Here is a 22,735-nt window from a genome sequence, read left to right as displayed (position 1 = left end):
GAGCGTCACCGCCCACAAGCGGCGACATTCTCATCAACAGAGTGTGAGGACACTATGAAGCTCAAACTTCTCGCCAGTGTCGCCGCCGCCGGGCTGTTCGCAGCGGGCGTTGCGTCGGCTGAACCGGACGGCTGGTACGGCGCTATCGACGCCGGCTATCACTTTAAACACGACGCCGAGCTGGACTCGGCTATCGGCGGTCAGACCTGGGATTGGGAAGTCAATCCGGGTTGGGCGGCGTTCGCCCGTCTGGGCTACCGCTTCAACCCCAACTGGCGCGTTGAACTGGAAGGCGGCTACCGCTCGGGCGACATCGGCACCGTGCGGGCTGTCGACAACGGCGTGGCAGGCCTCTGCAACCTGACGCCGGCCACGGGCCCCTGCTATTCGCCGGAAGGCGACATCGAGTCGACGACTCTGATGGCCAACGTCCTCTATGACTTCGGCTCGCCCGAATGGCGCATCCGTCCCTTCGTCGGTCTCGGCGTCGGCGTGAACCGCGTCAATACCGACACTGTGGGGGCCGTCCGCGGCAACCGCGGCGTGACCTTCACCGCTGACGACAGCTCGACCAAGTTCGCCGCTCAGGCGATCGCGGGTCTGGCCTGGGCCATTTCGGACCGCGCCAACATCGACCTGACCTACCGCTACCTGACGGGCGACATGGCGTTCGATTCGACGACTGTCGGCGGTCCGTCTTACGGCGAATGGGACGGCAGCTACGACCAGTCGCACACCGTGACCCTGGGTCTGCGTTACGCCTTCGGCGCCGAGCCGGCTGCTCCCCCGCCGCCGCCGCCGCCCCCGCCGCCGCCCCCGCCGCCTCCCCCGCCGCCCCCGCCGCCTCCGCCGCCTCCGGCCAAGCCGGCTGCGCGTCAGTTCGTGGTCTACTTCGACTGGGATCGCTCGGACCTGACGGCTGAAGCCCGTTCGGTGGTGACGCAGGCCGCCAACTACGCCAAGTCGGGCGCCCCGACCCGCGTCCTGATCGTCGGTTACACCGACACCTCGGGTTCGCCGGCCTACAACCTCGGCCTGTCCAACCGTCGTTCGCGCACGGTTGCCGACGCCCTGGTCGCCCAAGGCGTCAACGGCGGCGTGATCGCCCTCGACGGCAAGGGTGAAACCGTCCTGGCCAAGCCGACCGCTGACGGCGTGCGTGAGCCGCTGAACCGTCGCGCCACCATCGACATCAACTTCTAAGACTTCAGCGCTTCCGGGCGAGACGAAATGTCTCGCCCGGGGCAGGTCTGAGAAGGTCGAAAAGCATCAGGCGCGCCGGATATACGCTATCCGGCGCGTCTTCGTTTCGGGACTGGGCGGCGACGAAGGCTCAGCTTGTCATCTGTGCAACCTTGGCTCTATGAGAGCACCTGCTCTTTCGGAAAGAACCCCAGCGTTTGCTCGCGCCTTTTGACCCCGACCAGAACCGTAACCCGCAAGGCTTCCCAGGCGATCTGCGCGGTCGACGGTTTCTGATCGTCACCGCGCCCTTCGGTCGATTCGGGCGTGTTCTGGCGAAAGCCCTGACGCGAAGGGGCGCCACCGTAGGTCGTATGATTTTTAACGCTGGCGACGCCGTGACCTGGCGCCAGGCCGGCGGCGTATCCTTTTGCGAGAGCGCCAGCCGTTGGCCGGAGCGGGTGCTGGAATTGTCCCGCGCCTATACGGATATCATCGTATTCGGAGAGGGCGGGCCGTATAATCAGGGGGTCCTGTCCCAGGTTGATCGCCTGGGCGCCGCCGTCTGGGTGCTGGAGAACGGTTATTTCCGCCCCGACTGGGTGACGGTCGAGCGCAACGGCGTCAACGCTTCCAGCGGGCTGCCGCGCCAGGCCGAGGGCTATGGTTTCCCGCCCCCGCCTCTGCCCGTGACACGGCCCATCGGCAAGATCCTGCCGCATCACGTGGTCAACATCAGTCTCTATCACCTAGCGCAGGGTCTGGGACGGCCCTTCTATCCGTACTTCCGGTCGCCCTATTCGGTCCCGGCCTGGCTTCAGTTTCTGGGCCACGTCGGTCGGTATTTCAGCCTGATCTTCCAGTCGACGCGACAGCTGGACGCCCAGGTCATCGCCGCGCGCGGGCCTTTTTTCATCGCCTGCCTTCAGCGCGAGGGTGACGCCCAACTGCTGCGTTATTCGCGTTTTGCCGACAATGCGGGCTTTCTGGCCGAGGTGATGGACAGCTTTGCGCGCCATGCGCCGCCAGATCGGCGACTAGTGGTCAAGAACCACCCTCTGGACCCGGGCCTGGTCAATCTGGCCGCCGTGACGCGCCGTCTGGCGGCCGAGCGGGGGCTGACGGGGCGGGTGGACTTCATCGACGGCGGCAACCTGGCGCAGCTGTGCCGGGCGTCATGCGGCATGGTGGTCAATAATTCCAGCGCGGCCCTGTCTGCCCTGGGGTTCCACACCCCGGTCAAGGTGCTGGGCCAGGCCTTCTTCGATTTCGAGGGTCTGACGGATCAGCAGCCGCTGGACGGATTCTGGTGCGCGCCTGTTGCGGCGGACCCCGCCCTGTTCACACGCTTCCGCGCCCATGTCATCGCCCGCTGTCAGATCAACGGCAACTATCACGAGCCGCGCGCCGTGGTCTGGACCGCCGCGGCGGTCGCCGACGCCTTCGCCAGGGTTACGGTCGCGCAGGACTGATTCCGACAATCCACAGGGGTGTGACGTTATAGTCACCCTGGCGCGTTGTCATATCACTGTCACACGACTGTCGCCCAAACTTCCCGCAGGACCCTTAAGGCCCAGCCCATCTCGACAGGCGTAGGGCCTGCCGTGCGTGGCCTTACCGAAATCCATTTGGGGAACACCGACCGATGACCAACCGCAAACAGCTGTTCTGGGCGACCACCGCCCTCATGAGCGGCGTTCTCATGGCCGGCGCGGCCTCGGCCCAATCGACCGGCACCGCTGCTGTTGAAATCGGCGAAGTTGTCGTCACCGGCCAACGCGGCCCGCGCAGCATCGATGGCGCTATCGTTGCTGAAACGGTCGGCAAATCGCGTTCCACGATCACGCAGGAGTTTATCGAGACCCAGGCTGCTGGTCAGACCATCAACGAAGTCCTGAACCTGGTTCCGGGTATGAGCTTCACAAACAACGACGCCTATGGTTCGTCGGGCGGCAACATTCGCCTGCACGGCTTCGACGGTCCGCGCATCTCGCAGACCTTCGACGGCATGCCCCTGAACGACTCGGGCAACTATTCGCTCTATTCGAACCAGCAGCTGGACAGCGAGCTGATCGGTTCGGCCTCGGTCAACACCGGCACGACCGACGTTGACTCCCCGACCGCGTCGGCTTCCGGCGGCACGATCAACATGAGCTCGATCAACCCGAGGACGGAATTCGGCGGTCGGATCAAGGCTTCACTCGGGGATGACGACTTCCGTCGCGTCTTTGCTCAGCTGGACACCGGTGAAGTTGGACCGTTCGGCACGCGCGCCTGGCTCGCCTACTCGGACCAGTCGTATGACAAGTTCAAAGGCCAGGGCGACCTCAACAAAACCCAGTACAACTTCAAGATTTATCAGCCGCTGCGCGACAACGGCGACTTTGTCTCGTTTGCTGGTCACTGGAACCGCAACCGCAACAACAACTATGCTGACCTTCAACTGCAGCGTAACGCAGACGGTTCGGCCAGTCTCGCCAATGGCGTGACCTGGAACAGCGACTTCGACAACACCTACAAGGCACCGACTTTCCGTAACGGCGTGGCTGACGCCGACACCAACACCAACCGCTTCTGGGCTCTGCGTCAGAACCCGTCGGACACCGGCAACCTCCGCGCACAGTCGCGCTTCACCCTGCGCGACAACCTGATCTTCACCTTCGACCCGTCGTTCCAGTACACCCTGGCGACCGGTGGTTCGGGCCAGTTCGTCCTGTCGGAAACCGATCGCACGATCCGTGGCTCCAAGACCACGGGCGGCGTTGACCTGAACGGCGACGGCGACACCCTGGACAGCGTGCGTGTCCACTCGACCAACAATACCCACACCCAGCGTTACGGCATCAGCTCGTCGCTGATCTGGAAGCTGTCGGACACGCAGACCCTGCGCGGCGCCTACACGCTGGACGACGCTCGTCACCGTCAGACGGGCCTGAACAGCCTGATCAACTTCTCGAACCCGTCGGAGCCCCGCTTCTTCGATCCGTTCGCTGGTCTGCGCGACAAGGAACACCGCATCGTCAACCTGGACGGTTACGAAATCCGTTCGCGTGACCGCCTGTCCTACGCCACGCTGAACCAGTTCGCGGTCGAGTACGCCGGTCGCTTCCTGGATGACTCTCTGCGCGTCAACGTCGGCGTCCGTGCGCCCTTCTTCAAGCGCGAGATGAACCAGAACTGCTACTCGCAGTCGAAGAGCAGCTCGGTGGTTTGCTCGACCGAAACTGCGGTCAAGAAGCCCGACGGCACCTACACGCTGGGAAATCGTACCCAGAGCTACATCGCGCCCTACTCGCGTGAAGTTAAGTTTGACGACATCCTGCCGAACGTGAACGTCAGCTGGAACTTCTCCGGCGCGCACTCGGTCTATGGCTCGTTCGCCCAGTCGCTGACCCTGCCGCGCACCGACAACCTCTACACCGTCTTCTTCGATACCGACGGGGACATCACCTCGCCGATCACCGAGCCGGAAAAGACGACGACTTACGACTTCGGCTACCGCTACCAGACGAGCACGCTGATCGCCTCGGCCAACGTCTGGTACACGAAGTTCGATAACCGCATCGTGTCGCGTTACGACCAAGACCTGGGCGTTTCGTTCGACTCGAACGTGGGCAACGTCGACCTGTACGGCTTCGACTCGCAGGTTGGTTGGTCGCCGATCGAAGGTCTGTCGCTGTACGCCTCAGCGTCCTACACGGACAGCGAGATCGCCAACGACTACTTGGACGGCCTCAACCTGATCAAGACCGGCGGCAAGTCGCTGACGGAGACCCCTGACTGGACCTTCGGCGGTCGCATCGACTACGAAACCGGCCCGCTTCAGCTCGGCCTGCAAGCCAAGTACACGGGTGAGCGTTGGGTCACCGACGTCAACGACCTGTACACTGAGGCCTATACGGTCGTGAACGCGGACGCCAAGTTCGATCTCGGCTACTTCGGCTACCAGGGCTCCAGTCTGGCCCTGCGCGTCGTCAACCTGTTCGACGAGAAATACTTCGGTTCGATCTCGGGCGCATCGGATGCCTCCAAGGCCACCTATGCCTACCGTGGCGCCCCGCGGACGCTGCAGGCAACTGTTACCTACGCCTTCTAATCCGCGTAGACATATCGAAGGGGAAGGGCGGTCCGGAGCGGGCCGCCCTTTCTTTTTTGCGCCCAAGGCGCTTCGCGCTGCTTGAGGCGCATTGATCTGGACCTCTCGCGCTTTGCTCTGTCATGGGCCGATCGCCCGTAAACATTGAACCGGGGGGCGTCAGGCCCTATCTGGCGCGGTCTGCCTTTCTCCATTCGGATCGACTTCGCCCATGACCCCGCCCCTGACCTTGGCTATCCCCGCCGAATGGACGCCGCACCACGCCATGTGGGTCGGCTGGCCCAGCCATGCCGAGCTGTGGGGCGAGGACTTCGAACAGGCTCAGGACGAGGTCGAGGCCCTGGTCCGGGCGCTTGCCGGTCCGGGCCGCGAAAACGTCAAGCTGATGGTCGGCAATGATGAGGCTCTGCCCGGCGCCCGCGCGCGTCTGGACGGCGTCGATGGCATCGAGATCGTGGCCGCTCGTTTCGGCGACATCTGGCTGCGCGACACCGGCCCGATCTTCAACGCCGGCTCGAAGACGGCCCAGACCTTCAGCGTCAATGGCTGGGGCGGCAAGTACGACTATCCGCATGACGACGAGGTCGCCGACCAGATCGCGGCCTTCTCGGGCGTGCCGACGACGCGCCATGACTTCATCCTCGAAGGCGGCGCCCTGGACCACGACGGCGAGGGCACGGTCCTGACCACGCGCCAGTGCCTGCTGAACAGGAACCGCAACACGAACTGGACCGCCGAGGCCGCCGAGGCCGCCCTGGCCGCCTCGGTCGGCGCCAAGGTGGTGGTCTGGCTGGGCGACGGCCTGCTGAACGACCACACCGACGGCCACGTCGACAACCTGGCCCGCTTCGTCGCGCCGGGCGTGGTCGCCTGTCCCATCGCCTTCGGTCGCAAGGACCCCAACGCCGAGGTCTATGACGAGACCGCCCGCACCCTGATGGCGACCACGGACGCCGCCGGGCGTCAGATCAAGGTCCTGCGCATCCCGTCGCCCGGTCTGGTGCTGGACGCCGACGAGCGTCCGATCCCGGCCAGCCACATGAACTTCCTGATCGCCAACGGCGCCGTCGTGGTGCCGACCTATGGCGACGACACGGCCGCGCGTCTGGCGGGCGAGGCCCTGGCCACCGTCTTCCCCGACCGCGAGATCGTTCTGCTGCCGTCCAACGCCATCCTGACCGGCGGCGGATCCTTCCACTGCATCAGCCAACAGGAGCCCGCGTAAATGGCCCGCACCGTCACGGTCGCCGCCCTGCAGACCGCCTATGGCGAGGATATGCAGGCCAATATCGACAAGACCATCGGCCTGATCCTTCAGGCGGCGGCGAAAGGCGCGCAGGTCATCCTGCCGTCGGAGCTGTTCCAGGGTCCCTACTTCTGCGTGACGCAGGAGGAGCACTGGTTCGCGACCGCCTATCCGTGGCGCGAGCATCCGGCCGTGGTGCAACTGCAGCCGGTGGCCAAGGAACTGGGCGTGGTCATCCCCGTCTCGATCTTCGAGAAGGAAGGCCCGCACTACTTCAACTCGATGGTCATGCTGGACGCCGACGGCGAGGCTCTGGGCGTCTATCGCAAGAGCCACATCCCCGACGGCCCCGGCTATCAGGAGAAGTACTACTTCCGTCCCGGCGACACCGGCTTCAAGGTCTGGAGCACCCGCTTCGGCCGCATCGGCGTCGGCATCTGCTGGGACCAGTGGTACCCCGAGAGCGCCCGCGCCATGGCGCTGCAAGGCGCCGACATCCTGATGTATCCGACCGCTATCGGTTCGGAGCCGCATGACGCCGAACTGGACACCGCCCTGCCGTGGCAGCGCGCGATGCAGGGTCACGCCGTGTCCAACGTCGTGCCGGTCGTCGCCGCCAACCGCATCGGCCACGAGACCCTGACCGAGGCGGGCCAGACCTTCTACGGCCACTCCTTCATCGCTAATCATCGCGGCGATCTGGTCGAGAGCCTGACGGGCGAGGAGGGCGTGCTGGTCCACACCTTCGACCTCGACTTCCTCGATCAGTACCGCGCCGCCTGGGGCTTCTTCCGTGACCGTCGCCCGGAACTCTACGGCGCCCTGGCCACGGGCCGCCCAGTCTAGTCAGCGGCGGGTGTTGCGCGCCACGACATTGTTCGTGGCGCCATCGCCGTCGTTGGCGCTGCTGCCGAAGGGATAGCCGCGATCGGCTCGGCAATAGGCGCGCCGGCCCTCGCGTGAGCCGACGACGACCCACTGGGGCCGCAGTCGCGCGGCGCTTGAGAAGACATTGTCCGTGATCTGATTCTCCGACGGTGTCTGGTGCCGAATGACGCCGCGCTCGCCGCAGTTGCGGTAGAGGAAGACCCCGCCGCGCCCGCCTAGGGTGAAGCGGTTGCCGATGATGCGGTTGCGCGCCGAGCCGTCTACGGCGACGGCCTCTCGCTGGGTCGCCACGTTGATGTTGTTGTTCTCGATCCGATTGTCGGCGCTTTCGGCGTCCAGATAGAGGGCGGCGGCGTCGCTGCGGCCGCTTAGGGTTGAGTTTGTCAGGCTGAGCCGCGTCACGCCCGGCCCGACATAGAGGGGGATGGAGCCGGTCCCCACGATGGTCACGCGGTCCAGTTCTATATGTGAGGGCGCCGAGCCCTGCGTCGTCGCTATGTGGTCGGCGGTGCGCGACGAGGCCCGCAGGTCGTCATAGCCGCCGTCCGCCCCCATGCCCCAGACGCGCACGGCGCCGTGGATCGTGCAGTGCTCGATGCGGATGTCGGTGGGGCGGCTCCAGTGCTCAGCCGTGATGCGGCGTGACCAGATGGCGAGGGTCGGCTGGCGGGTGGTGGTCGTGACGCCGGGGCGACCGACCGCCCCGCCCTTGCAGTCCAGCCCGGCGCCCGAGGCCTCGGCGCCTTCGATCAGGATGGGACGGCGGATGCTCTGGCCAGCCAGGACGGCGCGACAGGTCAGACGAAAGGGTGTCGTCGCATCGGCGGTCAGTTCGCCCAATTCAGCGGCGGTGCAGCGGCGGGCGGCGGGCAGGGCCCAGGCGCCCAGACTTCCGACATCAGGCGACGCGCTCAGCCACAGCGCCGCCAGCCAGGCCGCCATCAGGGCAGGGGGGTGGCCAAGGCCAGACGCTCAGACGCGCAGCCCGGGCTGGTCAGGCCGGTGGCGCGGGCGGCGGTCAGTTCAGCGCGGGCGGCGGCCAGATCGGCGTCGAAACCGGGCGTAGCGGATGCAGCCTCGAATACGGCCTTGCCCAGCACCTCGCCAGCGGCGACATCGCTGGGATAGTGCATGCCGCAAACCAGTCGGCTGAGGCCCATCGCGTGGGCGATGCGGCGGACCTCGGCGGCGCGCTGCGGCTCCAGCGCGGCGAAGGCCTCGCCATAGACGGTGGCGACGGTGGAACTGCCCGACGGATAGGAGGCGCTCTTGCGCCCCGCCTCGGTCAGGCGTTGGCAGGGGCGGCGCTCGGGATCGTCGCCGACGGGGCGGGCGCGGAAGCCGCGCGCCTTGACCAGTTCAGCCGCCGCATCGGAATCGTCGAACAGCCGCTGCATCAGGCGGTTCAGGTTCGGCGTTGTCGCCGAGCCCAGTCGCACGTCGAGAACGCAATCAAAATGCTGAAGGGCCAGCGGCGGACGCAGTTCGGCGTGGGCGGTGGCCAGCAGCCAGCGGTCGCTGTCTTCCAGCGCCTTGAACTGGTGCGAGCGCGCCTTGTCGGCCAGATCGGTCGGCGACCCGGCGACGGGCGGCGGGGGCGTGGCGTCGGCCAGGGCCTGGATCAGCGATCCGCTGAGATAGCCCTTGGCTTCGGGGGTGGCGGCTTGAACCGCCTGGGGACGCAGGGCGGCGGGGGTGCCGGCGCAGGCCGAGAGCAGGGCCGCTGTGGCGGCGGCGACGATGAAGGCCCCCCGGCTCCGCATCAGGCCCCGGCGCTCCAGGTCAACTGGACCGAGGTCAGTCCGCCTTCGCCCGGCGAGGCGACGACCTGCAACGTGGCGCCGTTCTCCTTGCGGGCGGCGGCGCCATAGGCGCGGGCCTCGCCCTGGTTCATGGCCATGACCGGGGCCAGGCCGGCGGCCTCGGCGCGCTGGCGATAGAAGGCGACCACGGCGTCGGGGTCGGCGTCGGTGGTGAAGGTGATCAGACCGCCAGGGCCGGTAGGGCCGGCGGCCACGGTGGCCGGGCCATCTGCCTGAGCGCCGGGATAGAGGGCGGCGAAGGCCGGCGCGCCCACGATCGGCGCGGCGCCGACCGTCGTGGCGGAGGCGTCGGCGGGGGAGGCGGCGGCCACCGGCGCTGCGACCGGGGGCGCGTCAGGCGTGGCGGCGGAGGAGGCGATCTCGGGCGCAGCCTCGCTACGCTCGTCGCATCCGATAAGACCGACCGTGAGGGCCACGGCGACGGCTGCCACGCTACGCTTCATCCCGCCTACGTCCTTGAGACTGTTCAACTTGATCCGCACCGTGGCCCATCCGTGCGGCGGCAGCAAGGCGGTTCAACCGGTTGGCGCATCCACATCGTCGCCGGGCTGGCCGGTCGACTTGCGCGCCTCGGCCGGGCCGCCTGCCGGTTTGGAGCCCTCGCCCTTGGACCGGAGCCCTTCGGCGGCCAAGGCCTCGTTGATCGCGTCCTGGTCCGGGTCGATGTCCGAGCCGGACGCGGAGCCGCCGCGCAGCGATCCGGCGCGGGTGTCGGAACCCATATCGGTGCCCTCCAGCGCGGTCTTCAGGGCGTCGGCGGTATGGCCCCGGTCGGGCTTTTCACCCATGGCGGCGGCTTCGCGGGCTTCTTCGGTATCGGTCCTGGGATCGGCCATCGTCGTCTCCTTGTTGCAGGAACAACGCGGAGGGCCCCGCCTGGGGTTCCGACAAGAAAAAAGCCGGCGGAGTTCTCCGCCGGCCCATGATCCGTGGCCGGATCTTTTTTACTTCCCGAACAGCTTGTTCCAGCGGCGCTTCTCGCGGGTCTTCCAGGCGCCCCGGTGATAGGCGTCGGAGCCGATCAGCGGCACGACGGTCGTGGCCTCGGCGAAGACCATCTGTTCGTGGGTGGTCTGAACCTTGCCCCAGGAGGCGGCTTCTTTCAGCGTCGAGGACGAGCAGGCGCCGTCGCGGACGTCGGCGACGGTGATCTGGACCGCATAGCGGTGCATCTCGGCCTCGACGCCCAGGATCTCGGCGCAGACCACGGTGTCCTGGGCGAAGTTCTTGGGCACGCCGCCGCCGACCATGAAGAGGCCGGTCACGCCGGCGGCGATCTTGATGTCGGTCAGTTCGCGGAAGTCGGCGATGGCGTCCAGCATCAGATAGGGCAGGCCGGCGGCGGCGCGCTCTTTCTGGTGCTTGACCAGGCCGAATCCAGCCGATGAGTCGACGAAGGCCGGGCAGAAGATCGGCACGCCTTCTTCATAGGCGGTCTGGATCAGCGAGCCGGGCTTTTTCGCATTACCCTCGGACAGCCACTTGCCCATTTCCCAGATGAACTCACGGCTGGAATAGCCCCGCGGCTCCAGACGGTTGGCGATCTCCAGGATGGTGTGGTCGCAGGCCTGGAGCTCTTCCTCGTCGATATAGGTGTCGTAGATCCGGTCGATGTAGTTGTCGCGCAGGACGTTGTCGTCCACCTCGCCGGCGGCCTGATAGTGCTTGAAGCCCAGGGCCTCGAAGAAATCCATGTCCACGATCGAGGCGCCGGTGGCGACGATGGCGTCGACCATGCCGAACTTCACCATGTCACGATAAACATGCATGCAGCCGCCCGCCGAGGTCGAGCCGGCCAGGATCAGCCAGGGCGAGCAGTCCTTGTCCTCGATGGCCATGGAGAAGATGTCGGCGGCGCGGGCCGTGTCGCGCGAGCTGAAGGACATCTTGCGCATGCTGTCGATGATCGGGCGCGCGTCGAAGCTGGTCATGTCGACGTGCTCGACGGTGTTCTGCAGCAGCGCAGCCTTCTGGTTCGACTGAACGGGAGCGTTCATTTCGGCGGTTTCCCTGGGATATGAGCGCCCGTCGCCAAGAAGAAGCAGCGGCCCGGACGGAGCGACGGGCCGCTGCAGATCATATCAACGTCCGAAGACGGTTTTGGGTCAGTCGATCAGCGCTTGCGCTTGCGCACGCCGGCCTTGCCCTTGGGGCGCGACAGGCGAACGATCTTGCGCGCGGTCTCTTCCGCCGTGGTGCGCACGGTCGGGATGGAACGCGGGGCCAGGCCGTACATCGAGCCCATCGGGGCGTCCTCGACCACGGCGATCTCGTGTTCGCCATAGCCGTTGAAGCCGGTCGTCATGGCCACGCCATAGGCGCCGAGCATGCCGATTTCGATGAAGTCGCCTTCCTGCACATCGGCCGGCAGCCAGAAGGGGCCCGGCATGTGGTCGATGCTGTCGCAGGTCGGGCCGTAGAAGCGAAAGGGCTTCAGCTCCGACGAAGCGTCCGCATCCCGAACCAGCTTGGTCGGGAAGGGCCAGCGCGAGTGGGTGGCGTCGAACAGCGAGCCATAGGACCCGTCGTTCAGATAAAGAGCATCACCCTTGCGCAGGTCCACGCGGCACAGCACCGACGACGATTCGGCGACCAGCGCCCGGCCGGGTTCGCACCACAGCTCGGTCGTTTCGGACACCGGCATCTCGTTGAAGCCGCGATGGATGGCGTCGGCGTATTCGCTCAGGTCCGGCGGGACCATGCCCGGATAGACCGAAGGGAAGCCGCCGCCGACATCGACGATGTCGACGAAGACGCCCGCCTTCTTGATGGCGCGACCGACTTGGCTCATCGCCGCTTCATAGGCCGACGGGCGCATGCACTGCGACCCGACATGGAACGACACGCCCATCAGGCCGTCCTGAACCGCCTGGCGCACGGCCAGCAGCAGGCCGGGGGCCTGATCCGGCGAGACGCCGAACTTGCCCGACAGGGAATAGGCCGCGCCGTCCGCCGAGACGGCCATGCGCACGACCAGGTTCAGGTCGTCGGCATTGTCGGTCGCCTCGATGATCTTCTGCAACTCGTCATGGCTGTCGAGCACGAAGGTGCGCACGCCGTGATCGGCGTAGGCCGCACGGATCGCGCCCCGGCTCTTGACCGGGTGCATGAAGGCCAGACGCGCGTTCGGGCTGACCGAGCGAACCAGCTCGATCTCGGCCAGCGAGGCGACGTCAAACGCGTTGACGCCCTGCTCGACCAGGGTCTCGATGACCCAGCGCGATGGGTTCGCCTTCACTGCATAGAAGACGTCGGCTTTTAAATTGTCCTGGAACCAGCGCGCCGCTACGGAAACCGAACGCGGTCGCACGAGGGCGACGGGACGTTCAGGGGACCGCTCACGGACCAGGTCCAGGGGAAGTTGGTACGTGCGCAATTCACGTAACCCCCTGCTAATTGTTAACCCAGACCGGCGTTAGCAGCGCTTAACGGTTAGACCACGGGGTCCGCCGGAACGCGCGATGTAGGGATGCTGAACCGTCATGTAAAGCGGTAATTTCATGACCTGATCCACAGGGGAACCGGTGCAAAGGCCCCTCGCACTGGACGAAAACGACGCAGGCGTGCCATTAAGACTTGTCGAAACGCGCGTGGCGCGTCATGCGGCGCCCCTGTTGCAACCGCCACCCACGGGTTCATGAATCCTTCAACCGCCGCCGTCGCGTCCGTACGGGATGTGTCAAAGACCTACGGAGCCCGAAAGGCGCTCGACGGCGTGTCCGTCGAAGTGGCCGCCGGCGAGATGGTCGCCCTGATCGGTCCTTCCGGATCGGGCAAGTCCACCCTGCTGCGCTCCATCACCGGAATGCACCCCATCGACCCCGGCCAGGGGACGATTCAGGTGTTCGGCGAGACCGTTCAGCAGAACGGCCGCATCACCGGCGCTGTGCGTCGTGCGCGCGGCAAGCTGGGCATGATCTTCCAGCAGTTCAATCTGGTGGGGCGTCTGTCGCTCTTTTCCAACGTCATGCTGGGCGCCCTCGGGCGTCTGCCCGGCTGGCGCGGCCTGTTCGGCGTCTGGCCCAGGGTCGACCGCGAGCGGGCCATGGCGGCGCTTCACCGCGTCGGCGTGTCCGACTACGCCGCCCAGCGGGCCAACACCCTGTCGGGCGGCCAGCAGCAACGCGGCGCCATCGCCCGCGCCATCGTCCAGGGAGCGCAAGCCATCCTGGCCGACGAGCCGGTCGCCTCGCTGGACCCGGTCTCGGCCCGCAAGGTCATGGAACTGCTGGTCGAGCTGAACAAGCGCGACGGCATGGGCGTGATCGTCACCCTGCACCAGGTCGACTACGCCATCCGCTACTGCAACCGCGTCATCGCCCTGCAAAAGGGCAAGGTGGTCTATGACGGCCCCTCGACCGGTCTGGACTCCAAGCGCCTGATTGAAATCTACGGTCCTGAGTATGAGGACGCGTTCTGGGAAGCCAAGGCATGACCCGCACCGCCATCACCCGCCGCCTGCTCGGCGTCGCCGCCGTCAGCCTGAGCCTGGGCCTCGCCGCCTGCGGCAAGGGCGAGGAAAAGGCTCCGGGCGCCGCCCCGACCGAGATCACCTTCTCCATCCTGTCGGCCGAAGGCCAGGCCTCGTCCGGCCCCCTGTGGCAGCCGCTGCTGGACGACATGTCCAAGTCGATCGGCGTGACGGTGAAGCCCTACTTCGGGTCCAACTACACCGTGCTGGTCGAGGCCATGCGCGGCAACCACACCCAGGTGGGCTGGTTCTCGGCCAAGCCTGAGGTCGAGGCCATCGACCGCGCCAAGGCCGAGGTCATCGCCCGCACGGTCAACCGCGAGGGCCTGGACAGCTATCAGTCGACCCTGATCGTCAAGAAGGGTTCGGGCATTACGCTCGACAAGGTGCTGGCCTGTGGCAAGCAGTATAATTTCGGCATCGGCGACGCCCAGTCGACCTCGGGCACGCTCGCGCCCATGACCTTCCTGTTCAACGCCCGCGGCGTCGTGCCGTCGCAGTGCTTCAAGACGGTGCGCTCGGCCAACCATCAGGCCAACGCCTTCGGCGTGGCCACGGGCGTGATCGACGTCGCCACCTCGAACAGCGTCAACACCATCTTCATCCGCCGCGAAAACCCGCAGTTGGCCGATCAGATCGAGGAGATCTGGACCTCCCCGCCGATCCCCGAGAGCGGCATCGTCGTGCGCGAGGATCTGGACCCGGCGCTGAAGGAAAAGATCCGCAGCTTCTTCCTGACCTATGGTCAGGGCGAGGGCCCGGAAGCCGAGCGTCAGCGCAAGGTTCTGGCCGGTCTGGAATATTCGCGCTTCGCCGCCGCCGACGACAGCTACCTGAACCCGATCCGCGAAATGATCGCCGACCAGAAGCGCGGCGAAGCCGAAGCCAAGGGCGACAAGGCCGGCGCCGCCGCCGCGACCGCCGAGCTTCAGCGCCTTCGCAGCCTGCGTGAGGTCCAGCCTTGACCTCTGCTCCCCTGACGCCGTCGGCGACGGCGGGCGCTGTTCCGGCCGCGCCGCAAAAGTCCGCCGTCTCCTGGGCGATGGACGTCCTGGTCTGGGGCGGCGTGATCGCCGTCCTGCTTTACAGCATCGACGCCGTCGACCTGGGCAATATCTCGCGTCTGTTCTCGGGCAACGAGAGCACCGCCCTGTTCGTCCATGATCTGATGCGCCCGGACTTCTCCCAGTGGAGGATGTTCGTCGGCAAGATGTGGGAGACGGTCCAGATCGCCCTGTGGGGCACCTTCCTGGCCGTGCTGTTCGGCATTCCCCTGGGTCTGGCCGCCGCCCGCAACATGGCCCCCCAGTGGGTCGTGACCCCGGTGCGCTGGATCATGAACCTGCTGCGTTCGGTGCCTGATCTGGTCATTGGCCTGCTGTTCGTCACCGCCGTGGGTCTCGGCCCCCTGGCCGGCGTGCTCGCCATCACCCTGAACACGGCCGGCGTTCTGGCCAAGCTGTTCTCGGAAGCGGTCGAGTCGATCGACAAGGGTCCGGTCGAGGGTGTGCGCGCCACCGGCGCCTCCAAGCTGCACGAAATCGTCTGGGGGGTGATCCCTCAGGTGGCGCCGCTGTGGACCTCGTTCGCCCTCTATCGTTTCGAGTCCAACAGCCGTTCGGCCACGGTCCTCGGCCTGATCGGCGCCGGCGGCATCGGTCAGGTGCTGTTCGACAGCATGAACGCCTTCGACTTCCGCGCCGTCTCGGCCATCGTCATCATCGTGGTCATCGCCGTGACCCTGATCGACAGCCTGTCGCAGATCATGCGCAAGCGCCTGCTCTAGCCGGCGTTTGCGGGCGGCCGCAAGGTTTGCTCTGACTGTCACAAAGGTCTGGCCGGACCGTCACACTCTGCTGCTCTAAAGCGTCGCATACTGACGACTTGGAGAGGTCCGGCCATGATCCGTTCCCTGAAACTCACCGCCTGCGCTTCCGCCCTGCTCGCCTTGGCGGCCTGCGGCGACAATGAGGGCGGCGCCCCCGGCAGCCAGAAGGCCCGCGCGGGCATCTGGGCCGCTGGGTCCTCGACCGTCTTCCCCTTCGCCACCCGCGTGGCCGAGAACTTCGCCCGCACCTCGGGCGGCACGGCGGCGCCGCGCATCGAGTCGCTGGGCACCGGCGGCGGCATTCAGGCCTTCTGCGCCGGCGTCGGTCCCTCGACCCCCGATATCGCCAACGCCTCGCGCCCGATGAAGCAGAGCGAGTTCGACCGCTGCGTCGCCAACGGCGTCACCGACATCGTCGAGATCAAGATCGGCTTCGACGGCATCGTCATCGCCACGGCTCGCACCGGCAACAGCTTCAACTTCGAGCTGAACGACCTCTACGAAGGCCTGGCCAAGGAGGTCCCCGGCCCGAACGGGACCTTCATCGCCAACCCGGCCAAGACGTGGAACGAGGTCAACAAGGGCCTGCCGAACCAGCGCATCCAGGTCTACGGCCCGCCGCCCACCTCGGGCACGCGCGACGCCTTCCTCGAACTGGGCATGGCGCCCGGCGGCAAGCTGATCCCCGCCGTCGCCGCCTTCAAGGACGACAAGACCAAGTTTGAGACTCTGACCCATACCCTGCGTGAAGACGGCGCCTGGGTCGACTCGGGCGAGAACGACAACGCCATCGTCCAGACCCTGACCCGCACCCCCGGCTCGCTGGGCGTGTTCGGCTTCTCCTTCCTGGAGCAGAACATGGACACGGTGAAGGCCGAGACCATCGACGGCGTCGCCCCCTCGGTCGAAACCATCGCCGACGGCAGCTACCCCCTGGCCCGCAGCCTCTACATCTACGTCAAGAAGGCCCATGTGGGCGTGACGCCGGGGCTGGAGCAGTTCGTGCAGGAGTTCATGTCCGAAGGCTCCGCCGGTCGCGGCGGCTATCTGCAGGACCGCGGCCTGGTGCCGCTGCCCGCCGACCAGCTGACCGCCGAACGCGCCAAGGCCGCCGCCATGACCTCGATGGCCCGCCCGAACTAAGGGCGCTAGCCCACTAACATGCCCTTCTCCCCTTGAGGGAGAAGGTGGGCGCCGAAGGCGCTTGGATGAGGGGTGTGAGCGCCGCGGTCGAAAGATCGCGGCGCTTTCCTTTGCGCGTCAGGCGGTCAAGGCGGAGTGAGACCTCCCACAAGGGGAGAAGGAAAGGGTCAGGCCGCCGCCCTGCGCCTCAGCCGGGCGATGCGGCGCAGGCGGCGCCAGAAGCGGCCGCGCGCGGGTTCGGGATAGGGCTGCAGGTTCTCGACGAACTGCTCGGCCGAGGCGCGCCAGCTGAACTTCTCGGCGTAGGCGCGCACATCCTTGCGATCCAGCTTCAGGGCTTCCAGGCAGGCGGTCTTCAGGTCGTCGTCGATGGCGCCGGCGTTTGAACCGGGGATGATGTCGATGGGGCCGTGCGCCGGATAGGCGGCGACCGGGGTGCCCGCGCCCATGGCCTCCAGGATCACCAGGCCGAAGGTGTCGGTCCAGCTGGGGAAGACAAAAACATCGGCGTCGGCGAAGCAGCGGGCCAGGTCCTCGCCGAAGCGGGCGCCCAGGAACTTGGCCTCAGGATATTTTTCTTCCAGCTCGGCGCGCGCCGGGCCGTCGCCGACGATGATCTTGGTGCCCGGCAGGTCCAGTTCGAGGAAGGCCTCGATGTTCTTCTCGACTGCGACACGGCCGACGTTGAGGAAGAAGGGCCGGGGCCAGGCGTCGCCGCCCATCTCCTTGTAAATGGGCTCAAGATCGGGGCGGAACAGGTCGGTGTCCACGCCGCGCGTCCACGGCGAGACGTTGCGGAAGCCGTGCTCGACCAGTTCGTCGCGCAGGGTGGGCGTCGCCACCATCAGCCGGCCCGACGGCTTGTGGAACCACTTCATGTAGGCGTAGCCGACCTGGACCGGGATCGGGAACCGGGCCGAGACATATTCCGGGAACTTGGTGTGATAGCTGGTCGTGAACGGCAGCTTCCACTCCACGCAGATGCGACGCGTGGCGATGCCCAGCGGCCCTTCGGTGGCGATATGGACCGCCTCCGGCTCGAAGGCGCGCAGGCGTTCGCGAATCTCTTCCTCGGCGCCCAGGGCCAGCCGGATCTCGGGATAGGTGGGGCAGGGGATGGTCTTGAACTGGCTGGGTTCGATGACCTCGACCTCATGGCCCATGGCGCGGCACTCGGCCACGGTGCGGGTCAGGGTGCGGACGACGCCGTTGACCTGGGGTTCCCAGGCGTCGGTGACCAGAACAATGCGCATGAAGTCGAGTGGGCCCGGGCCGTTTCGCTGAGCCGGAAGTTCTAGCCGCTTCGCATGACGAAGGCGAGACGGCTTAAAGCGGCAGGACCGTCGTCGACTTCACCTCTTCGAGAACGGCGTAGGTTCGCGTCTCGCGCACGCCCGGCATCCGCACCAGGATGTCGCCGAGGAAGACGCGATAGGCGTCCATGTCGGCCACCCGCGCCTTGATCAGATAGTCGAAGCCGCCGGCGACCATGTGGCACTCCAGCACCTCGGGCTGACGCCGCACGGCGTCGGCGAAGGCGTCGAAGATGTCGCCCGTGGTCCGGTCCAGCAGCACCTCGATGAAGATCAGCAGGGCGCGGTCAGCGCTGGCTGGGTCGATCAGGGCGGCGTAGCCGGTGATGACCTTCCTGTCCTTCAGCCGCTTGACCCGCTCGAAGCAGGCGGCGGGCGACAGATTGCACCTTCGGGCCAGTTCCGCGTTGGAGATGCGGCCGTCGGTCTGCAGCACGCGCAGCAGACGGCGGTCTGTGTCGTCCAGAGTTTGCATGGCGAATGAGCCTTATTGCCGAAGGATCGCTGGTTCAGCCGGTCATCATACAATGCACATTCGGACAAGTCCGCCATATACGCCATAAATCGAAGGGTTTGATCCCAGGGTGAGATTCATGACGCCGAACGACCTCAAGCATTGGGATGATCTGGACCGGAACAAGTTCCGCGACGAAGGCCGGACGGTCGCTGACTTGCTGGCCCACCTGCCTATGGACCGCGAGGAGCGGGCCGAGGTGCTGCGCGACGCCGTCGCTCTGGTCGATCACGCCCGCGCCAGCCAGAAGAAGCAGGGCGTGGTCGAAAGCTTCCTGCAGGAGTTTTCGCTGGGCACCCGCGAGGGTCTGGCCCTGATGTGCCTGGCCGAGGCCCTGCTGCGCACCCCCGACGCCGACACCCGCGACCGTCTGATCGCCGAGAAGATCGGGTCCGCCGACTGGGCCTCGCACCTGGGTCAGTCCGACAGCCTGTTCGTCAACGCCTCGACCTGGGGCCTGATGCTGACCGGCAAGCTGGTCGACGCCGACGAAGAGGCCAAGACCGACCTGTCGGGCTTCCTCAAGCGCATCGCCGGGCGTCTGGGCGAACCGGTCATCCGTCAGGCCGTGGCCACCGCCGTTAAGATCATGGGCGAGCAGTTCGTCGTCGGCCGCACCATCGAAGGCGCGTTGAAACGGTCGGACCGCGAGGGCTGGCTGTGCAGCTTCGACATGCTGGGCGAGGGCGCCCGCACCGTCGCCGACGCCGAGCGCTACGAAAAGATCTACGCCGACGCCATCACCGCCGTCGGCAAGACCGCCAAGGGCCAGGGGCCTGAGGCCGGTCACGGCGTCTCGGTCAAGCTGTCGGCCCTTTCGCCGCGCTATGAGGCCACGCAGGAAGACCGCGTCTGGGAAGAACTCTATCCCCGCATCCTGCGTCTGGCCCTGATCGCCGCCAAGTACGACATCAACTACACCATCGACGCCGAAGAGGCGGACCGTCTGGCCCTGTCGCTGAAGCTGCTGGAGCGTCTGGCCCGCGAGCCGGAACTGGGCGACTGGAAGGGTCTTGGGCTGGCCGTTCAGGCCTATCAGAAGCGCACGACCGAGACGGTGCAGAAGCTGGCGGATCTGGCCAAGTCCTCAGGCCGCCGCCTGATGGTACGGCTGGTCAAGGGCGCCTATTGGGACACCGAGATCAAGCGCGCCCAGGTCATGGGCCGCACCGACTATCCGGTCTTCACCACCAAGCCCGCGACCGATCTGAACTATCTGGTCTGCGCCAAGGCCCTGATCGAGGCCTCGCCCTACATCTACGCCCAATTCGCCACCCACAACGCCCATACGTTGGCCGCCGTGCGCCGCATGGCCCGCGACCGCAATGTGACCATCGAGCATCAGCGTCTGCACGGCATGGGCGAGGCCCTCTATGACGCCGCGCAAGAGGCCTGGGCCGACGAGAGCGTCATCGTCCGCGCCTACGCCCCCGTCGGCGGTCACGAAGAACTGCTGCCCTATCTGGTGCGCCGCCTGTTGGAAAACGGCGCCAACTCCTCCTTCGTTCACGCCCTGCTGGACGAGCGCGTTCCTGCGGCCGCTGTCGCCGCCGACCCCATCACCGCCGTCGAGGCCCAGCCCGACCGTCACCCCAGGATTCCGGTTCCCATGAACATCTACGGCGATCGCCAGAACTCCCTCGGCCGCGACTATTCGCAGGCCGCCGACCGTGAACGTCACGCCAAGGCTCTGGAGCGGGTCGACAGCGAGAAGCTGACGTCCGGCCCCATCATCGGCGGCAAACTCCGGGCAGGTGTGAACCCGCAGGATGTGACCAACCCGGCTGACCGCTCGCAGGTTCTCGGCCATGTGTCGGAAGCCTCGGTCGAGGACGTCGATGCCGCCGTGAACGCCGCCGCCAACGCCCAGGTCGCCTGGGACCGCATCGGAGGGGCTGGTCGCGCCCCCATCCTGCGCGCCATGGCTGACGGGCTGGAAGCCGACATGGACCGCCTGGTCGCCCTCTTGTCGCGCGAAGCGGGCAAGACGCTGAACGACGGTGTGGCCGAGGTGCGCGAAGCCGCCGACTTCTGCCGCTATTACGCCCTGCTGGCCGAGCGCGACTTCGGCGGCGCCCAGACGCTGAAGGGCCCGACCGGCGAAACCAACCAGCTGGTCCTGCACGGCCGTGGCGTCTTCGCCGCCATCAGCCCGTGGAACTTCCCTCTGGCCATCTTCGCCGGTCAGATCGCGGCGGCCCTGGCCGCCGGCAACGCCGTGGTGGCCAAGCCCGCCGAGCAGACCCCGCTGATCGCCGCCGAGGCCGTCCGCCTCTTCTACAAGGCCGGTCTGAACCCCGACCTGCTGGCCCTGGTCCCCGGTCGCGGCGAGGTGGTCGGCGCGGCGCTCACCAACCATCCCGGCATCGACGGCGTGGCCTTCACCGGCGGCACCGACACGGCCAGCGCCATCAACCGCGGCCTGGCTGCGCGCCCCGGCGCCATCATCCCCTTCATCGCTGAAACGGGCGGCCTGAACGCCATGTTCGTCGACACCACGGCGCTGAAGGAACAGGTCATCGACGACGTCATCCTGTCGGCCTTTGGCTCGGCCGGTCAGCGTTGCTCGGCCCTGCGCATCCTCTATGCGCCCAAGGAAGCCGCCGACGCCCTGATCGAAGGCCTGAAGGGCGCTCTCGCGACCCAGGTGATCGGCGACCCGACCGACCCGACGACCGACATCGGTCCGGTGATCGACGCCGAAAGCCGCGCCAATCTGGAAGTGCACGTCGAGCGCCTGTCGAAAGACGCCAAGATCGTCGCCCGCGCCGAACTGGCGCCCGGTTCGGACAAGGGCGACCTGTTCGCACCGACCATCGCCGAAATCCCCACGCCCGACTTCCTCGAGCGCGAGGTCTTCGGCCCGATCCTGCACGTCTATCGCTATGACTCGAAGGACCTGAAGTCGGTCGCCGCCAAGCTGGCCGCGCGCGGCTATGGCCTGACCCTGGGCGTCCACAGCCGCATCGAGGCCTTCGCCGACGAGGTCGTGCGTCTGGTCCCGGCCGGCAACGTCTATGTGAACCGCTCGATCATCGGCGCCGTCGTCGGCGTCCAGCCCTTCGGCGGCGAAGGCCTCAGCGGCACCGGCCCCAAGGCCGGCGGCCCCAACAGCCTGATCCGCTACGCCGCCGAGAAGGCCATCAGCGTCAACATTGCGGCCCAGGGCGGCGATCCGGCGCTGTTGAATTTGTAAGGTAGGCGCCTGGGAGGGCAGGCCTGATCCGGTCGCCCCAGGCCAAGTCGGACGGTTTGCGGATGAAGGCATGTCACGGGAGGGGGCGGACTTGCCTTGACCCCTTCAATCCGATTACCAGCGCTTGACGCTTTAGACTTCGACAGGAAACGCCATGAAAACCCCCGACCTGTCAGAACTTCTTTCCCTTCGTGGCCGGCGAGCGCTCGTCGTCGGAGGAGCGGGGCTTCTCGGCTCCCAGATCAGCGATGTTCTCGCCGAGATGGGGGCGGATGTGATCGTGGCTAGCCGTGACGAGGAGAAATGCCGGACCTTCGTTCAGGGCCTGAAGACTCGTTTTCCGGGGCATCACGAAGCGCTGCAAATCGATATGCTGGATGCGGCCTCGGTCGAGGCTTGCATCAAGGCGGTCACGGCTAACGGGCCGCTGAATATTCTGGTCAACTGCGCTTGGTCCGGCGCCAAGAACAGCTTGGAAACGATCGATGAGGCGGACTGGACCTACGACATTGATATGTCGTTGAACGGGGTGTTTCGTGTGGTCAAGGCCGCCATTCCGGCCCTGAAGGAGACCCACGGGGTCATCCTCAACATCGCCTCCATGTATGGCCATGTCGCGCCCGACTATCGGCTCTATGACGGCAAGCGCTACGCCAATCCGCCAAGCTACGGCGCAGCCAAGGCGGGAGTGCTGCAGTTCACTCGCTATCTGGCCAGCTTCCTGGCTGCCGATGGCATCCGCGCCAACTGCATAAGTCCCGGCCCCTTCCCATATCCCTCAACGATCGCCGAGGCGCCCGAGTTCATTGAGCGGTTGAGCGGCAAAACACCGTTGAACCGGATAGGCGTCCCGCATGAAGTCAAGGGCGCGGCCGCCCTTCTCTGCTCGGATGCCTCGAGCTACATGACGGGCCAGAACATCTGTGTCGATGGGGGCTGGGCCGCTTGGTAGCGCCAAGCTTGGCGCTGAAAATAGTTGTTTTTAGGCGACGTTCGCTCCAAGAGCGGTAACGGGCGTGGTTCCGGTAAATTAGT

Annotated in this window: 19 protein-coding genes; 11 read left to right on the top strand and 8 right to left on the bottom strand. The window is 66.4% G+C overall.

The genetic code is table 11. The annotated features are described in order from the left end of the window. Positions 1-54 precede the first annotated feature (54 nt). From P0Y52_12745 to aguB, 5 genes are all read left to right on the top strand, one after another. The gene (locus P0Y52_12745) at positions 55-1,203 is read left to right on the top strand and encodes an OmpA family protein (GenBank protein ID WEK57399.1); all 1,149 of its coding nucleotides are present in this window, start codon (positions 55-57) and stop codon (positions 1,201-1,203) included. A 353-nt stretch (positions 1,204-1,556) separates the two neighbouring features. Further along, entirely contained in the window at positions 1,557-2,654 is a 1,098-nt protein-coding gene (locus tag P0Y52_12740; GenBank protein WEK57398.1) for a capsular biosynthesis protein, read from the top strand. Between the two features lie 173 nt (positions 2,655-2,827). Beyond that, entirely contained in the window at positions 2,828-5,278 is a 2,451-nt protein-coding gene (locus tag P0Y52_12735; protein WEK57397.1) for a TonB-dependent receptor, read from the top strand. A gap of 211 nt (positions 5,279-5,489) precedes the next feature. Next, positions 5,490-6,503, top strand: a complete 1,014-nt coding sequence (locus P0Y52_12730) for an agmatine deiminase family protein (GenBank protein WEK57396.1) — start codon at positions 5,490-5,492, stop codon at positions 6,501-6,503. Continuing rightward, complete coding sequence (gene aguB, locus P0Y52_12725) at positions 6,504-7,370, top strand: N-carbamoylputrescine amidase (GenBank protein WEK57395.1); 867 nt, start codon at positions 6,504-6,506, stop codon at positions 7,368-7,370. Here aguB and P0Y52_12720 read toward each other — a convergent pair whose 3' ends face one another. The 6 genes from P0Y52_12720 to P0Y52_12695 form a co-directional block, all read right to left on the bottom strand. Continuing rightward, a complete protein-coding gene (locus tag P0Y52_12720) occupies positions 7,371-8,354 on the bottom strand; it encodes a NosD domain-containing protein (protein WEK57394.1) in 984 nt (327 codons plus the stop codon). Continuing rightward, entirely contained in the window at positions 8,354-9,175 is an 822-nt protein-coding gene (locus P0Y52_12715) for a phosphatase PAP2 family protein (protein ID WEK57393.1), read from the bottom strand. Before P0Y52_12715 ends, P0Y52_12720 begins: the two co-directional genes overlap by 1 nt. After that, entirely contained in the window at positions 9,175-9,678 is a 504-nt protein-coding gene (locus tag P0Y52_12710) for a hypothetical protein (protein ID WEK57392.1), read from the bottom strand. Before P0Y52_12710 ends, P0Y52_12715 begins: the two co-directional genes overlap by 1 nt. Positions 9,679-9,750: 72 nt before the next feature. After that, the gene (locus P0Y52_12705; protein WEK57391.1) at positions 9,751-10,071 is read right to left on the bottom strand and encodes a ribonuclease; all 321 of its coding nucleotides are present in this window, start codon (positions 10,069-10,071) and stop codon (positions 9,751-9,753) included. 108 nt (positions 10,072-10,179) lie between these two features. Next, on the bottom strand, positions 10,180-11,232 hold the full coding sequence (locus tag P0Y52_12700) for a deoxyhypusine synthase (protein ID WEK57390.1): 1,053 nt from the start codon (positions 11,230-11,232) through the stop codon (positions 10,180-10,182). Between the two features lie 116 nt (positions 11,233-11,348). Then, entirely contained in the window at positions 11,349-12,611 is a 1,263-nt protein-coding gene (locus P0Y52_12695) for a type III PLP-dependent enzyme (GenBank protein ID WEK57389.1), read from the bottom strand. A gap of 261 nt (positions 12,612-12,872) precedes the next feature. Here P0Y52_12695 and phnC point away from each other — a divergent pair, with 261 nt between their 5' ends. The 4 genes from phnC to P0Y52_12675 all read left to right on the top strand — a co-directional run bounded on the left by phnC (position 12,873) and on the right by P0Y52_12675 (position 16,677). After that, complete coding sequence (gene phnC / locus P0Y52_12690; protein ID WEK57388.1) at positions 12,873-13,670, top strand: phosphonate ABC transporter ATP-binding protein; 798 nt, start codon at positions 12,873-12,875, stop codon at positions 13,668-13,670. Next, positions 13,667-14,671, top strand: coding sequence for a phosphate/phosphite/phosphonate ABC transporter substrate-binding protein (gene phnD, locus P0Y52_12685; protein WEK57387.1), 1,005 nt, complete (start codon positions 13,667-13,669; stop codon positions 14,669-14,671). The genes phnC and phnD overlap by 4 nt, the downstream gene beginning before the upstream one ends. A gap of 77 nt (positions 14,672-14,748) precedes the next feature. Further along, on the top strand, positions 14,749-15,492 hold the full coding sequence (phnE, locus tag P0Y52_12680; protein WEK59495.1) for a phosphonate ABC transporter, permease protein PhnE: 744 nt from the start codon (positions 14,749-14,751) through the stop codon (positions 15,490-15,492). A 114-nt stretch (positions 15,493-15,606) separates the two neighbouring features. Continuing rightward, the gene (locus P0Y52_12675; GenBank protein ID WEK57386.1) at positions 15,607-16,677 is read left to right on the top strand and encodes a substrate-binding domain-containing protein; all 1,071 of its coding nucleotides are present in this window, start codon (positions 15,607-15,609) and stop codon (positions 16,675-16,677) included. A gap of 167 nt (positions 16,678-16,844) precedes the next feature. Here P0Y52_12675 and P0Y52_12670 read toward each other — a convergent pair whose 3' ends face one another. Both P0Y52_12670 and P0Y52_12665 read right to left on the bottom strand, forming a co-directional pair. After that, positions 16,845-17,930: a glycosyltransferase family 1 protein gene (locus P0Y52_12670; GenBank protein ID WEK57385.1), complete on the bottom strand. Its 1,086-nt coding sequence runs from the start codon at positions 17,928-17,930 to the stop codon at positions 16,845-16,847. 73 nt (positions 17,931-18,003) lie between these two features. Further along, positions 18,004-18,465, bottom strand: coding sequence for an Lrp/AsnC ligand binding domain-containing protein (locus P0Y52_12665; GenBank protein ID WEK57384.1), 462 nt, complete (start codon positions 18,463-18,465; stop codon positions 18,004-18,006). Between the two features lie 118 nt (positions 18,466-18,583). Between P0Y52_12665 and putA the strand changes: the two genes are divergently transcribed. After that, complete coding sequence (gene putA, locus P0Y52_12660) at positions 18,584-21,700, top strand: bifunctional proline dehydrogenase/L-glutamate gamma-semialdehyde dehydrogenase PutA (protein WEK57383.1); 3,117 nt, start codon at positions 18,584-18,586, stop codon at positions 21,698-21,700. Positions 21,701-21,854: 154 nt separating this feature from the next. Further along, entirely contained in the window at positions 21,855-22,652 is a 798-nt protein-coding gene (locus P0Y52_12655) for an SDR family oxidoreductase (GenBank protein WEK57382.1), read from the top strand. The last annotated feature ends 83 nt before the right edge of the window (positions 22,653-22,735 follow it).

It is taken from the genome of Candidatus Brevundimonas phytovorans (assembly GCA_029203145.1).
GTDB lineage: Bacteria > Pseudomonadota > Alphaproteobacteria > Caulobacterales > Caulobacteraceae > Brevundimonas > Brevundimonas phytovorans.
Note: the sequence above shows the minus strand (reverse complement) of the source record. Positions and strands in the feature narration are given on the sequence as shown.

Bases quoted from the DNA above. Each gene is read 5' to 3' on its own strand.
- phnC (WEK57388.1), top strand. From the start codon at position 12,873: ATGAATCCTTCAACCGCCGCCGTCGCGTCCGTACGGGATGTGTCAAAG.
- putA (WEK57383.1), top strand. From the start codon at position 18,584: ATGACGCCGAACGACCTCAAGCATTGGGATGATCTGGACCGGAACAAG.
- P0Y52_12665 (WEK57384.1), bottom strand. From the start codon at position 18,465: ATGCAAACTCTGGACGACACAGACCGCCGTCTGCTGCGCGTGCTGCAG.
- phnE (WEK59495.1), top strand. From the start codon at position 14,749: ATGGACGTCCTGGTCTGGGGCGGCGTGATCGCCGTCCTGCTTTACAGC.
- P0Y52_12745 (WEK57399.1), top strand. From the start codon at position 55: ATGAAGCTCAAACTTCTCGCCAGTGTCGCCGCCGCCGGGCTGTTCGCA.
- P0Y52_12705 (WEK57391.1), bottom strand. From the start codon at position 10,071: ATGGCCGATCCCAGGACCGATACCGAAGAAGCCCGCGAAGCCGCCGCC.
- P0Y52_12715 (WEK57393.1), bottom strand. From the start codon at position 9,175: ATGCGGAGCCGGGGGGCCTTCATCGTCGCCGCCGCCACAGCGGCCCTG.
- P0Y52_12700 (WEK57390.1), bottom strand. From the start codon at position 11,232: ATGAACGCTCCCGTTCAGTCGAACCAGAAGGCTGCGCTGCTGCAGAAC.
- P0Y52_12670 (WEK57385.1), bottom strand. From the start codon at position 17,930: ATGCGCATTGTTCTGGTCACCGACGCCTGGGAACCCCAGGTCAACGGC.
- P0Y52_12655 (WEK57382.1), top strand. From the start codon at position 21,855: ATGAAAACCCCCGACCTGTCAGAACTTCTTTCCCTTCGTGGCCGGCGA.
- P0Y52_12735 (WEK57397.1), top strand. From the start codon at position 2,828: ATGACCAACCGCAAACAGCTGTTCTGGGCGACCACCGCCCTCATGAGC.
- P0Y52_12730 (WEK57396.1), top strand. From the start codon at position 5,490: ATGACCCCGCCCCTGACCTTGGCTATCCCCGCCGAATGGACGCCGCAC.
- aguB (WEK57395.1), top strand. From the start codon at position 6,504: ATGGCCCGCACCGTCACGGTCGCCGCCCTGCAGACCGCCTATGGCGAG.
- P0Y52_12675 (WEK57386.1), top strand. From the start codon at position 15,607: ATGATCCGTTCCCTGAAACTCACCGCCTGCGCTTCCGCCCTGCTCGCC.
- phnD (WEK57387.1), top strand. From the start codon at position 13,667: ATGACCCGCACCGCCATCACCCGCCGCCTGCTCGGCGTCGCCGCCGTC.
- P0Y52_12740 (WEK57398.1), top strand. From the start codon at position 1,557: ATGATTTTTAACGCTGGCGACGCCGTGACCTGGCGCCAGGCCGGCGGC.
- P0Y52_12720 (WEK57394.1), bottom strand. From the start codon at position 8,354: ATGGCGGCCTGGCTGGCGGCGCTGTGGCTGAGCGCGTCGCCTGATGTC.
- P0Y52_12710 (WEK57392.1), bottom strand. From the start codon at position 9,678: ATGAAGCGTAGCGTGGCAGCCGTCGCCGTGGCCCTCACGGTCGGTCTT.